The 13,366-nt window shown below is 66.7% G+C and carries 12 protein-coding genes; 8 read left to right on the top strand and 4 right to left on the bottom strand.

What is annotated here, in order from left to right:
- Positions 1 to 7: 7 nt before the first annotated feature.
- Together FLL57_RS00115 and FLL57_RS00110 are read left to right on the top strand one after the other, a co-directional pair.
- The gene (locus FLL57_RS00115; protein ID WP_142881816.1) at positions 8 to 862 is read left to right on the top strand and encodes an LssY C-terminal domain-containing protein; all 855 of its coding nucleotides are present in this window, start codon (positions 8 to 10) and stop codon (positions 860 to 862) included.
- A 56-nt stretch (positions 863 to 918) separates the two neighbouring features.
- Complete coding sequence (locus FLL57_RS00110; RefSeq protein WP_142881815.1) at positions 919 to 2,106, top strand: pyridoxal-phosphate-dependent aminotransferase family protein; 1,188 nt, start codon at positions 919 to 921, stop codon at positions 2,104 to 2,106.
- Here FLL57_RS00110 and FLL57_RS00105 read toward each other — a convergent pair.
- On the bottom strand, positions 2,103 to 3,518 hold the full coding sequence (locus FLL57_RS00105) for an MFS transporter (RefSeq protein ID WP_142881814.1): 1,416 nt from the start codon (positions 3,516 to 3,518) through the stop codon (positions 2,103 to 2,105). The two genes, FLL57_RS00110 and FLL57_RS00105, sit on opposite strands and share 4 nt — an antisense overlap.
- A 266-nt stretch (positions 3,519 to 3,784) precedes the next feature.
- Positions 3,785 to 4,753, bottom strand: a complete 969-nt coding sequence (htpX, locus tag FLL57_RS00100) for a zinc metalloprotease HtpX (RefSeq protein WP_013500734.1) — start codon at positions 4,751 to 4,753, stop codon at positions 3,785 to 3,787.
- A gap of 146 nt (positions 4,754 to 4,899) precedes the next feature.
- Here htpX and FLL57_RS00095 point away from each other — a divergent pair, with 146 nt between their 5' ends.
- Together FLL57_RS00095 and FLL57_RS00090 are read left to right on the top strand one after the other, a co-directional pair.
- Positions 4,900 to 6,204 (top strand): adenylate/guanylate cyclase domain-containing protein, encoded by a 1,305-nt coding sequence (locus FLL57_RS00095; RefSeq protein ID WP_235677184.1) that lies wholly within the window; start codon positions 4,900 to 4,902, stop codon positions 6,202 to 6,204.
- A gap of 122 nt (positions 6,205 to 6,326) precedes the next feature.
- On the top strand, positions 6,327 to 7,706 hold the full coding sequence (locus tag FLL57_RS00090) for a cytochrome P450 (RefSeq protein WP_142881812.1): 1,380 nt from the start codon (positions 6,327 to 6,329) through the stop codon (positions 7,704 to 7,706).
- Between the two features lie 125 nt (positions 7,707 to 7,831).
- On the opposite strand, the gene FLL57_RS00085 is transcribed toward FLL57_RS00090, so the two are convergent.
- On the bottom strand, positions 7,832 to 8,674 hold the full coding sequence (locus FLL57_RS00085) for an SDR family NAD(P)-dependent oxidoreductase (RefSeq protein ID WP_142881811.1): 843 nt from the start codon (positions 8,672 to 8,674) through the stop codon (positions 7,832 to 7,834).
- 177 nt (positions 8,675 to 8,851) lie between these two features.
- Between FLL57_RS00085 and FLL57_RS00080 the strand changes: the two genes are divergently transcribed.
- The 4 genes from FLL57_RS00080 to FLL57_RS00065 all read left to right on the top strand — a co-directional run bounded on the left by FLL57_RS00080 (position 8,852) and on the right by FLL57_RS00065 (position 12,995).
- Entirely contained in the window at positions 8,852 to 10,669 is a 1,818-nt protein-coding gene (locus FLL57_RS00080; protein ID WP_142881810.1) for a putative bifunctional diguanylate cyclase/phosphodiesterase, read from the top strand.
- Between the two features lie 193 nt (positions 10,670 to 10,862).
- Positions 10,863 to 11,297, top strand: coding sequence for a hypothetical protein (locus tag FLL57_RS00075; protein WP_011156349.1), 435 nt, complete (start codon positions 10,863 to 10,865; stop codon positions 11,295 to 11,297).
- 8 nt (positions 11,298 to 11,305) lie between these two features.
- Entirely contained in the window at positions 11,306 to 11,647 is a 342-nt protein-coding gene (locus FLL57_RS00070) for a c-type cytochrome (protein ID WP_142881809.1), read from the top strand.
- An 82-nt stretch (positions 11,648 to 11,729) separates the two neighbouring features.
- Positions 11,730 to 12,995 carry an acyl-CoA dehydrogenase family protein gene (locus tag FLL57_RS00065; protein ID WP_142881808.1) on the top strand — a complete coding sequence of 422 codons (1,266 nt, stop codon included), beginning with the start codon at positions 11,730 to 11,732 and terminating at the stop codon, positions 12,993 to 12,995.
- On the opposite strand, the gene FLL57_RS00060 is transcribed toward FLL57_RS00065, so the two are convergent.
- Positions 12,996 to 13,190, bottom strand: coding sequence for a hypothetical protein (locus tag FLL57_RS00060; RefSeq protein ID WP_013500727.1), 195 nt, complete (start codon positions 13,188 to 13,190; stop codon positions 12,996 to 12,998).
- Positions 13,191 to 13,366: the final 176 nt, after the last annotated feature.

The following is a 13,366-nucleotide window of genomic DNA, read 5'->3' as shown; positions in this document are numbered from 1 at the left end:
ACGAACGTTGAAGCAGACAGCACACGATCCGTCGCATCCGCAGCGGCCGCGCAGACGCCGGCTGCGGCGGGCTTGGCAGATCTCGGTGGTGCTGATCGGCTGCTACGCGATCCTCGCCTATATGGCGCTGCCGCTGTTCTGGACCCATTACGAACATCAGCGCCGGCTCGCCGACATGCCGATGGTGACCCGCACCGCGCAGGGCATTCCTGGCGATCCGATCAATGTCGGGCTGATCGGCGATCAGCACGAGGTCGTCTGCGCGATCCTGGCGGCGAACTGGCACCCGGCCGATCCGATCACGCTGCGCTCCTCGATCGCGATCGCCGGCAGCGTGCTGCTCGACCGCCCCTATCCGGACGCGCCGGTGTCGAGCCTGTACTACCTCGACCGCCGCGAGGATCTGGCATTCGAGAAACCCGACGGGCGCAGCGCCGACCGGCGCAATCATGTGCGGTTGTGGAAAGTGCTCGACAGCGGCCAGGAAGGCCGCCCGGTCTGGCTCGGCAGCGCCACCTTCGACCGCGGCGTCGGCGTCAGCCACTATACCGGCGCGGTGACGCATCACATCGCCCCCGATATCGACGCCGAGCGCGACCAATTCGCCGCCGATCTGGAAGCCGCCGCGATGGTCGACGCGAAATATCAGATCACCGGCGTCGGCCCGACCATCGTCGGCCGTAACGGCGAAGGCGATTTGTACTACACCGATGGCGAGGTTTGGATCCTGCGGCTGGCCGAAGGCTGCAAGAAGCGCGGAAGCCCGGCCGAAATTCTGCCGAGCCCGCTGGCCACCGAGATCAAGGACCAGATCTTCCGCACCGTCACGAGCGCAATCGAGCCCGGCACGACCGCGCCTTGAAATCGGCTCCGCGGCCCGGCATGGTCGCGCAACCTCTCATCACAGGGACAAGCATCATGGTCGTCAGCGCCGGACGGGAATTCTTGGCGATTCCCGGCCCCACCACCATGCCCGACGAGGTGCTGCAGGCGATGCACCGCCCGGCGCTCGACATCTATTCGAAAGAAATGGTGACGCTGAGCGAGGGGCTTCTGACGGATCTCAGCCGGCTGTTCGCCACCAAGGGCAGGTCCTACATCTACATCGCCAACGGCCACGGCGCCTGGGAGGCGGTGATCAGTAACGTGCTGTCGCGCGGCGACAAGGTGCTGGTGCTGGAAAGCGGACGATTTGCGGTCGGCTGGGGCAACGCGGCCCGCGCGATGGGCTGCGACGTCGAAGTGCTGCAAGGCGACTGGCGCCGCGCGGTCCGCCCCGATGAGGTGGAAGCGCGGCTGCGCCGCGACACCGAGCACGCCATCAAGGCGATCGTGGTGGTGCAGGTCGACACCGCCTCCAGCGCCCGCAACGATCTCGAAGCGATCGGCCGCGCCATCAAGGCGGCGGACCATCCGGCGCTGTTCATGGTCGACGCGGTGGCGTCGCTCGGCTGCATGCCGTTCGAGATGGACGCATGGGGCATCGATGTGGCGATGTCGGCGTCGCAGAAGGGACTGATGTCGCCGCCCGGGCTTTCGTTTGTCGCGGTCGGCGACCGCGCCCGCGCCGTGCACCAGCGCGCCGGCCTGCGCACGCCGTATTGGGATTGGAGCGAGCGCGACGGACCGGAGCATTACCAGAAATACGCCGGCACGGCCCCGGTGCATCTGTTGTTCGCGCTGCGCAAGGCGCTCGACATTCTGTTCGCCGAAGGGCTCGACAACACCTTCCGGCGTCATCATCTGCTCGCCGGCGCGGTGCGCCGGGCCGTGGACGTCTGGTCCGAAGGCAACGTTCTCGGATTCAACATCGAGCACCCGGACGAACGCGCCGACACCGTCACCACGGTGCGGGCCGCCGGGGGTCACGACATCGCGGCGCTGCATCACTACTGCAAGGACAAATGCGGCGTGGTGCTCGGCGTCGGCATCGGCGAATTGCAGAACAAGGCATTCCGCATCGCCCATATGGGCCACGTCAACGCCCCGATGGTGCTCGGCACGCTCGGCGTGATCGAGATGGCGCTGACCGCGCTCGGCATCCCGCACAGCCGCGGCGGCGTCGACGCGGCTGTGGCGTGCCTCGCCGAGAACGTGCCGGCTTAAGCCGCCACCACCACGGCGCGGCGCATCCAGCGCAGCAGCCCGATGCAGCCGGCGATCGCGAGCCCGAGCAGCGCCAGCGCGCCAAGCAGCGCCAGACGGCCCGAGCCGTTTTGCGCCAGCGTGAAGTACACCGAGCCGAGCGCCGCGACGCCGGCCGCGCTTGCGATCTGCGTGGTGGTGCCATACAGACCCGAGCCCGAGCCCGCGCTGGTCGCCTGCACGCTCGACAGCACCACGCCCGACAGCGGCGCCATCACCAGCCCCTGGCCGTAGCCGGCGACAAGCAGCGCCAGCGCCAGCTCGAACGGCGTCGGGGTCGCGATCACCGTCACCGTTACGGCGATCAGGCCGAGACCGGCGATCTGCAGCAGGCAGCCCTCGATCAGCACCAGCGCGCCGCGGCGCCGGGCCCGCGCCCCGGAATGCCGCGACGCGATTACGAAGGCCAGTGCCAGCGGCAGGAACACCAAGCCGGCCTGCAGCGGCGGCACGTTCAGCTCGAGCTGCATGTACAGCGTCATCACCAGATAGAACGACTGATTAGCGAAGAAGAAGCAGAACACCGCGCCGAGGCCGCGGACGAAAGCGCGATCGGCGAGCAGCGTCAGGTCGACCACTGGCATGCCGCCATGCGCAGCGATGCGGCGCTCGTAGCGCAGGAACAGCGCCAGCATCGCGCCGCCGCCGGCCATCACGGCCCAGACCCAGCCGGCCCAGCCGACATCGCGGCCGAACAGCAACGGGCCGATCACGCAGACAAGGCCGGCGAACAGGATCACGGCACCGCCGAGATCGAGCCGCGTGCCCGGCCGCTGCGGCGTCTGCGGCATCACCCTGGCGGCGGCCGCGATGATGATCAGCCCAACCGGACCATTGACGTAGAAGATCGAACGCCAGCCGAAGCCGCCGAGATCGAGCGTCACCAACAGGCCGCCGAGCGCAAAGCCGGTGGCGCCGGCAAGCCCCAGCACGGTGCCGTAAATCGCAAACGCCTTGGCGCGCGCTGCGTCCGGAAACAGAACGTGCAGCGTCGCCAGCACCTGCGGCACCATGAACGCCGCCGTGGTGCCCTGCGCCAGCCGCGCCAGGATCAGCTCGGGACCGGAGCGCGCCAGCCCGCACCACAGCGAAGTGAACGTGAAGCCAGCGACACCGAGCAGGAACACCGTCTTGGTGCCGAAGATATCGCCGAGCCGGCCGCCGGTGACGATCAGCGTCGCATAGCCGATCAGGTAGATCGCGATCACCGCCTCGAGCTGCGACGATGACGCGCCGAGTTCGGTTGAGATCGTCGGCAGCGCGACGTTGACGATAAAGGCATCGACCCCGAACATGAACTGCGCGGCGACCACGATCGCCAGCACCCGCCAGCGGCGGGAGGTATCGATCGTTGCGGTGACGGTCGTGTGCATGGCGACGAATCCCGGCGAGGCTTGAGCTGCCTCACGTTCGCAGCCCGCCATCATCGGGTCGATTACCAGTCAGGTAAACAGCCGTCGCTCGGCAACAGTCTCTCGGCGTCATTGCGAGCGCAGCGAAGCAATCCAGGAAGCACGCGCACAAAGCGGCTGGATTGCTTCGTCGCCTTCGGCTCCTCACAATGACGGATGAAGTTCACCGATCAGCAAGAAGGCCCCGGCAAACCGGGGCCTTCGAAGCATCGATCACTTGGCAGGGACTAACCCCACGGACCTCGGCCACGCGGCTGGCCCCCCCAGGGGCTGCGGCCGGTGCCGCGCGGGGTGCCGCTCCAGGGCGCAGCGCTGCTGCGCGCGAACGCCGGCGCCGAGCGGGCCGAACCGCCGATTTCGGCGGCGAGCCGCTGCAACGCCGCGATCCGGTTGTCGGTGGACGGGTGGGTGGCGAACAGATTGTCCATGCCCTGCCCCGACAGCGGGTTGATGATGAACATGTGCGCGGTCGCCGGCGAGCGTTCGGCGTCGACGTTCGGCACCTGATGCGCGGCGGCTTCGATCCGGCCGAGCGCCGAGGCGAGCCACATCGGCTGACCGCAGATCCGCGCGCCCATCTCGTCGGCGGCATATTCGCGGGTCCGGCTGATCGCCATCTGCACCAGCATGGCGCCGAGCGGGGCGAGGATCATCAGCGCGATCGAGCCTATCAGGCCCGGGCCGCTGTTGTTCTCACGGTTGCCGCCGAAGAACATGCCGAACTGCGCCACCATCGAGATCGCACCGGCGATCGTCGCGGTGATGGTCATCAGCAGCGTGTCGTGGTTCTTGATGTGCGCGAGCTCATGCGCCACCACGCCGGCGAGTTCTTCACGGCTAAGCTGGTGCATCAACCCGGTGGTCACGGCGACGGCGGCGTTCTCCGGATTGCGGCCGGTGGCGAACGCGTTCGGCTGCGGGTTGTCCATGATGAATACCCGCGGCATCGGCAGCGAGGCGCGGCCGGCCAGTTCCGCCACCATCCGGTAGAGATCCGGCGCGGTGCGCTCGTCGACCTCGTGGGCGCCGTACATCGACAGCACCATCCGGTCGGAATTCCAATAGGTGAAGATGTTCATCGCCGCGGCGACGACGAGCGCAATCAGCGCGCCGTTGGCGCCGCCGATCAGATAGCCGACCCCCATGAACAGCGCGGTCAGGCCGGCCAGCAAGAGAGCGGTCTTGAAGTAACTCATGGTCCTCCTCCTGCGTCTTCCGCTCCTTGAGGGAGCCGGGATAACGCATCCGTGAGATGGGGAATGCCGCCGGCCGGGGCAAGATCGCCTTGTGCGGCAGGCCGTCGCGGCTCGCTGCCGCCGCAATCCTCAACGAAAGTTCATGCGTGACCGATCCAACCGCTCCACCCGACGCGATGCGCGTCTATCCCGCCGGCGTCAGCATCATCCGCCGCAGCCAGCGCGGCCGGGCCTGCCTGCCCGCCAGCATCACGCTGGCCGAGCTGGACACCTGGCTGCTGCACGAAGCCTCCGCCGAACCGGAAATGCTGCTGACATTCGAATCGCTGATGTGGCGGATGACCGCGGTCGGGCTGCCGGTGCATCGCGCCTCGCTGCACATCCGCACCCTGCATCCGCAATTGCTCGGCTTCGCCTGGAACTGGCGCGCCTCCGACGGGCTGTGCGACGAAGTCCAGGTCAACCAATCGACCGCCGATACCGACGCGTTCCGACTCAACCCGCTGCACAACCTGTTCCAGGGCGGCAAGGCAATCCGACGCAATCCGCAGGATGCCGCCGCGCAGGCGGAATTCCCGATCATGCGCGACCTCGCGGCCGGCGGTTACACCGAGTATCTGGCGCTGCCGATGGGCGGCGACCGCTTTCGCCACGCCGTCACGCTGGCGACGACGCAACCCGGCGGGTTCAGCGACGACCATCTGGCGCAGTTCCAGCGTCTGCTGACGCTGTTCGGCCTGCATGTCGGCCGTCACGTCGCGACCCGGATCGCCATCAACGCGCTCGGCGCCTATCTCGGTCCGGTGGCCGGCGCCAAGGTGCTGAGCGGCGATATCAAGCGCGGCGCCGGCGAGCCGATCCGCGCCATCATCTGGATGTCGGACCTGCGCGGCTTCACCGATTTGTCCGACCGGCTGTGCGGCAACGACATGATCGCGCTGCTGAACGCTTACTTCGAGGTGTTCGCCGACGCGGTGCTGCGCAACGGCGGCGACGTCCTGAAGTTCATCGGCGACGGTCTGCTGGCGGTGTTTCCGCTCGGCGACAATCCGCGCGCCGCCGGCAACGCCGCGCTGACGGCGGCGATGGAAGCGCAGGCGGGCCTGTCGCGGCTCAACCTGATCGATCCGGCGGGCGTGAACTGCGACGGCTGGCGGCCGCTGCGCGCCGGCATCGCGCTGCACGAGGGCGAAGTGTTCTTCGGCAATATCGGCGCCGCCGAACGGCTCGACTTCACCGTGATCGGACCGGCCGTGAACGAAGCCAGCCGGGTCGAAGCACTGCAGAAGAGCATCGGCCGCAGCATCCTGGTGACGGCGGCGGCCGCGGCCCATATCGACGCACCGCTGGAGCCGCTCGGCGACTACCCGCTGCGCGGCGTCACCGTCCCGATGACGATCCTGGCGCCGCCCGAACCGCCGCTGCGCCAGCCGCTGGCCGCTGCGTCATAATCCTCGGTGCGTCGGTTTGGCCTTGCCAAGCTACGCGGACGCCTCCTATTTTCAACTGCAACGCGCCGCAGAACGGAGGCACACCTCCGCATGGCCGATACAACATGCCCCAGGGAGGCCCCATGTCGATCCAGGTCGCGGATTCGTCACTCGTCGCTCGGCCAGTGCCGCCGAAGCGTAGCGCGCTCGCCCACATTCCCGGTGACGAAGGTTGGCCGATCATCGGCCGGACCCTCGCGGTGCTCGCCGATCCGAAGGGCGAGGTCGAGAAGATGGGGCGGACCTATGGTCCGGTCTATCGCAGCCGCGTGCTTGGCGAGACCTCGATCACCCTGCTCGGACCAGAAGCCAATGAGCTGGTGCTGTTCGACAATACCAAGCTGTTTTCCTCGACCCATGGCTGGGGCCCGATCCTCGGGCGGCTGTTCCCGCGCGGCCTGATGATGCTCGATTTCGACGAGCACCGGCTGCACCGGCGCACCCTGTCGGTGGCGTTCAAAGCCGGCCCGATGCAATCCTATCTGGCCGAGCTCAATGCCGGCATCGCCCGCCGGGTCGCGCAGTGGCGCGACCAGCCCGGCGAAATGCTGTGCTATCCGGCGATGAAGCAGCTCACCCTCGATCTTGCCGCGACCTCGTTCCTCGGCACCGCGATCGGCGCGGAGACCGAGGAGGTCAACCGCGCCTTCATCGACATGGTGGCGGCCTCCGTGGCGCCGATCCGCAAACCGTGGCCAGGCACCGCGATGGCCCGCGGCGTCAAGGGCCGGCAGCGCATCGTCGCCTACTTCGCCGAACAGATTCCGATCCGCCGCGCCAGGGGCGGCGACGATCTGTTCTCGCAGCTCTGCCGCGCCACCCACGACGACGGCGCGCTGCTGTCGAACCAGGCAATCATCGATCACATGAGCTTCCTGATGATGGCGGCGCACGACACGCTGACCTCGTCGCTGACCTCGTTCGTCGCCGCGCTGGCGGCGCATCCTGAATGGCAGCAGAAACTGCGCGAGGAGATCGCCGGCCTCGGCCTGGAGCCGGGCGAGCCGATCGGCTTCGAACAGCTCGACGCGCTGCCGCTCACCGAAATGGCGTTCAAGGAAGCGATGCGGCTGCGGCCGCCGGTGCCGTCGCTGCCGCGACGGGCGACGCGCGCCTTCAGCTTCAAGGGCTATACGATTCCGGCCGGCACCATGGTGGCGGTCAATCCGCTGTACACCCACCACATGCCGGAGATCTGGCCGAACCCGGACAGGTTCGATCCGCTGCGCTTCACCGACGACGCCTCCCGCGGCCGCCACCGCTTCGCCTGGATTCCCTATGGTGGCGGCGCCCACATGTGCCTCGGGCTCAACTTCGCCTACATGCAGGCGAAGTGCTTCGCCGTACACCTGTTGCAGAACCTCGACCTTTCGCTGCCGCCGAACTACCAGACCGCATGGCAGATGTGGCCGATCCCAAAGCCGAAGGACGGGCTGCGGGTCCAGGTGGCGCCGGCGAAGTAGTTCGCGGAGCAACTTCGACCCTCATTGAGAGCGAAGCAACGCAATCCAGAGCTCAGGGCACCGAGCCCTGGATCGCTTTGTCGGCTTTGCTCCTCGCAATGACGGGCGCGTTCTTCGCCGTTATCTCACCCCTCGCCGTGATCGAACGCCTTGCGCAGCGCGACGTAGCCCTGCTGCTGCGCCGTCCAGTTGCGGCCACCGGTGATGCCGCCGTCGACCACGAGGTCGTGGCCGTTGATGAAGGCCGACTCGTCGCTGGCGAGAAACACCGCTGCGTAGGCGATATCGTCCGGAATCCCCGCACGCTGAATCGGCTGTGCGGTCTTATAGATCTCGCGCATGACCGCCGCAGTCTTTTCGGCCGCATCGGTGGTCAGCCCGAGCGCCTTGCCGAAGATCCCGGTGGCGATCGCGCCGGGCGAGATCGAATTGACGCGGACGCCGGATTCGCCGAGCTCCATCGCGACGCATTTGGTGAAGTGGTTCACCGCCGCCTTGGCGGCGCCGTACACCAGCGACGACGAGAACCCGGCGAGCCGGCCGGCGATGCTGCCGTTGTTGATGATCGAGCCGGAGCCCTGCTTCTTCATCACCGGCGCGGCGTGCTTCATGCCGAGCATCACGCTGCGCACCAGCGTCGCCATCGCCGCATCGAAGCGATCGACCTCGAGACCTTCGACTCCGCCGGTCTGCGCCGGGCCGCCGGCGTTGTTGAACAGGCAGTCGAGCCGCCCGAACCGGTCGAGCGCGGTGCCGATCAGCGCCTGCACCTGGGCCTCGTCGGTGACGTCGGTCTGCTTGAAGACACAGGACGAGCCGAGCTGCGCCGCCAGCGCCTCGCCTTCGGCGACCCGGCGCCCCGCGACCACGATCCTGGCGCCTTCGGCGACGAATACCTCCGCGGTCCGCCAACCGATTCCGCTGGTCGCGCCGGTGATCACCGCCACCTTACCGTCGAGCCGTCCCATTTCGCCTCTCCCTGATCCGGCAGGGATCGCCTGCCGCCATTTTCGTTGTGGATGTTGATACTCTGTTAATGACAAATACTCGACTGCGATTCAAATCCCCAAGGGATGCAGCATCGTACCGGCATTGACGGTTGCACTTAACCATTATTACAGCGGACCTCGCCATCCTTCGCGCGCATGACGAGCGCCGAACCAATCTCTCCCTCGAACGCGGCGACCGGCGTCGCCGAGAACGATGAGACGCTTGCCGCGGCTCCTTCCGATGCGGTGGCCGGCCCCGACGCGGCGGAGCTGCGACTGTTCAAGGAGATCGTGCGCGCGCTGCCCTCGGCCGTCACCGTGCAAGACGAGCAAGGCCGGTTCATCTTCGTCAACGATGCCGCCGCGACGCAATACCGGATCGCACCCGCAGAGGCCGCCACCGGTAATCCGCAACTCGATCGCCGCCGCACCGACGGCGCCGCGCTGCTGGCGCAAGGCCGATCCGGCACACGGGAGGAACGCATCGCGTTCGGCGAAACCGCGCGCGCGCTGCTGACCGCGCACAAGCCGTTCGAAATCGCCGGCCGAAAGCTGCTGCTGTCGAGCTCGCTCGACGTCACCGATCAGAAGGCGATCGAGGACGAGCTGTTCCGGCGCGCCTATTACGACGAACTCACCGGCCTGCCCAATCGCTCCGTGATGGAGCGCCACGTCACCGCGCTGCTCGAGGAGCCGCAACCGCAGCATTTCGCGGTGGCGTTTCTCGACGTCGACAATTTCAAGCACATCAACGATTACTACGGCCATTCGGTCGGAGACGCGCTGCTGGTCGGGATCGCCAAGCGGCTGTCGCTGGAACTGCGCGAGACCGACGTGCTGTCGCGGATCAGCGGCGACGAGTTCCTGCTGCTGCTCGATCCCATCACCAGCGAGGCGGAAGTCGCCGAGCACATCGAGTTCCTGTTGCAGCGATTGAAGGCGCCTTTCTACATCGACGGCTCGGAAGTGTTCGCCTCGGCGTCGATCGGCGTCAGCCTGTATCCGGACCATGGCCGCAGTTATGAGGCGCTGCGGCAGAACGCCGACATCGCGATGTACCGGGTCAAGAGCGAGGCGAAGGGAGCCACCGCAATCTTCACCGCCGCGATGGAGCACGAAGCGCTCGAGCGGATGGCGCTGGAGCAATCGCTGCGCCAGGCCATTCTCGACAAGCGATTCTGCTGCGCGTTCCAGCCCAAGGTCGACATCCGCACCAACGAGATCAAGGGCATCGAGGCCCTGGTCCGGCTACGCAACGACAACGGCGTGATCCAGGCGCCGGGGACGTTCGTCGATCTCGCGGTCGAACTCGGCCTGATCGACGAACTCACCCATCTGGTGCTCGGCGAGATTATGAAGTCGATCGACTTGATCAACGACAGATTCGGCGAGCGCGCCAGCATCAGCGTCAACGTCGCCGCCAGACAGGCCGGCTCGCCGGACTTCATGCGCTCGTTCTGCGCGGCGCTGGCCGCGACCGAATGCCCGACGCGGTTCATGGTCGAAATCACCGAGGACGCGTTCGTCGCAAAGTCGCATTTTCAGAAAGAGATTCTGCCGATGCTGCGCCGGATCGGCGTCGGAATCTCGATCGACGATTTCGGCATCGGCTATTCGTCGCTGTCGGCGCTCGCCGACATCACCGCCGACGAGATCAAGATCGACCGTTCGTTCATCACCGACATCCACAAACGCCCCCGCAGCCAGGGAATCCTGCGGGCGATCGAATCGCTCAGCGAAGCGCTCGGCATGACGGTGATCGCCGAAGGGCTGGAGACGTTCGAGGAGCTCGCTTACTTGCAGGCGATGACCCGCATCCGCTACGCACAGGGCTATTACTACTCGAAACCGATCTTCCTCGAGGAACTACGACCGACGGCAACGTCCTACACCAGCGCCCGCCCCGAGGCTCCCGGCCGCCACCTCGAACAGGCTCGCCACACGCTGAGCCGCGCCACCTACGCGCGGCGCTGAGCGAAGCGATCAGCGACACCGCGCGTAGCGATGCGGGAGCTTATTCCGCACAGCGAACGTCCAACTGATTTGTTAGCTCGGCGGCGCTGTCACCTCCGGTGATTTCCGAGGGCGGCTTGCTTGATCTATCGCAATGTGATTCGGGAAGCGTTCGGCGATTGTACCGCCACCGTCAGACATCCTGGAGGGCGAAATGCCTGCCCATAGCCGCCCCTATCCGCTCGTCGACCGGCTTCTCGAAACCTTCGCCGACTGGCTGAAGCACCGGCGTGAAGTCGTCGAAATGTGTCAGTTCGACTCCGCGGAATTCGGCCGTATCGCACACGACCTCGGCGTCACCGCCTCCGACCTCGACGAGCTGGTCCGTCAGGGTCCGCACAAGGTCGAAGAGTTGCCGCAGCTCCTGAAAGTCCTCGGCATCGACGAGGACGCGATCGCCCGCGCCCAGCCGCTGGTGATGCGCGACCTCGAGCGGGTGTGCGCGCTGTGCCGTCACAAGGCCGAATGCGATCACGATATCGCCGACGGTTCGCTCGCCGAGCACTATCAGGCGTACTGCGCCAACAAGGTGACGCTCGACGCGCTGGACAAGGACTTCCACGTCGCACCCGGCACCGTTCGCCACTAAGCGCGACGATGTCGCACGGGCGGGTTCGGCTGCTGATCTCCGGCATTCTGATCGTGGCGGTGCTGCTGGTGGTCCGGCAGCACCGGGCGGAGGGTGCGATGCCGGACGGCAGCTCGGCCGGTCACAGACTGGCCGCCGGATGGTGTGCGGAGTGCCACGCCATCGAAGCCGGCGACATGCGCGACGGCAAGGGCCCTGCGTTCGAGCGGATCGCCAATCTGCCGTCGACCACGGCGCTGTCGCTGAACGTGTTCCTTCGCTCCAACCACACCAACATGCCGAACTTGATCATCGCGCCCGGCGACGCCGCCGAGATCGTGCAGTACATACTCAGCCTGAAGCGCAATTGATGCGGGGCGTCGCGACGCCCCGCCCCGGCGCCGCCGGCTTCGGCGGATTGCACCGCCGTCCTTCCCGCCTGAGAGCCCGTAGATGGATTTCGATCACAGCGACAAGGTGCAGCGGCTGCAAGCGCAGCTCTCCGACTTCATGCGCTTCCACGTCGAGCCCGCCAATGTCGCCTGGCATCGCGAAGTGGCGGCCGGGCGCTATCCGCTGGACCTGATCGAGCGACTGAAGTCGAAGGCGTTCTCCGAGGATCTGTGGAATCTGTTTCTGCCGGGCCTGCGCGACGAGGATCCCGGCCAGCGCCTCTGCAATGTCGAATATGCGCCGCTGGCCGAGATCATGGGCCGGGTGCATTGGGCGTCGGAAGTTTTCAACTGCAATGCGCCCGACACCGGCAACATGGAGCTGTTACATCTGGCGGCGACGCCGGAGCAGCGCGCGCGGTGGCTCGACCCGCTGCTGATCGGCGAGATCCGGTCCTGCTTCGCGATGAGCGAACCCGACGCGGCCTCTTCCGACGCACGCAACATCCGCACCACCATCACACGCGACGGCGACGACTACGTGGTGAACGGCCGCAAATGGTTCATCACCGGCCCGGCGCATCCGAACTGTAAGCTGGCGATCGTGATGGGCGTGTCGAGCGACAGCCTGCCGCCGACCTCGCACGAGCGACACTCGATGCTGCTGGTGCCGATGGACACGCCGGGCCTGTCGATCATCCGCAATATCCCGATCATGCACTATCATTCGCCGGAAGGGCATTGCGAGCTGGTGTTCCGCAACGTCCGGGTGCCGGCCGCAAATCTGCTCGGCGAGGAAGGCAAGGGCTTTCGCTTGGCGCAGGATCGGCTCGGACCCGGCCGGGTGCATCATTGCATGCGGACCATTGGACAATGCGAAGTCGCGCTGGAACTGATGGCAGAGCGGGCGCTGGAGCGCGAGGCATTCGGCAGGCACCTCGCCGACTTCGCCAACGTGCAGGACTGGATTGCGGAATCGCGGCTCGAGATCGATCAGGCCCGGCTCTTGGTGATGCAGGCGGCCCACCGCATGGACCGCGACGGCAATGCGGCAGCGCGGATCGACGTCTCGGCCATCAAGGTGGTGGCGGCGCGGCTGCAGACGCGGATCGTCGATCGCGCCATGCAGGTGTTCGGGGCGATGGGGCTGACGCCGGACACGCCGCTGTCTTATCTATGGACCTGGGGGCGGGCGATGCGGTTCCTGGATGGGCCGGATGAAGTGCATCTGCGGGTGGTGGCGCGCGCCGAGCTGGCGAGAGCGAAGACGCTGGCGGGCCAGAACGCTCACCACTTCGTTCCGCCGGCGCAATTGCAGTGCGACTGATCAGCGCCGCGGCGGCTGCGACAGAACCGTGACGATCCAGCGCGGCTTCTCGCCGGTTTTGTCTTCCTTGACGGCGCGGACGATGCCAGTCACCGAAGATCCGCCGACCTTCAAGGTCGCCGCCCGACCGCTGAACTGCGCGATTCGCGACCGGCGGGCTTCTTTCAAATCCGTAGTTTCGAGCGTCTGCAGCATGGGTATTCTCCCCCTCGGGCTCGACTATTCGCGGTCGTCGTTACGCAGTCATTAAGTCGACCGCTGGTAAGAATACCGATGCCGCTGCGACGAAAGACGTAGACGCCCCGGAAGGAACGCCTCACGATACCAACCACGCGTAGCGCAGCACGGCGAGGACACGGACGCGACTTTTG

It is taken from the genome of Rhodopseudomonas palustris (genome assembly GCF_007005445.1).
Classification (GTDB): domain Bacteria; phylum Pseudomonadota; class Alphaproteobacteria; order Rhizobiales; family Xanthobacteraceae; genus Rhodopseudomonas; species Rhodopseudomonas palustris_G.
The sequence above is the reverse complement of the archived record's forward strand: the minus strand, read 5'-3'. Positions and strand labels throughout refer to the sequence as shown.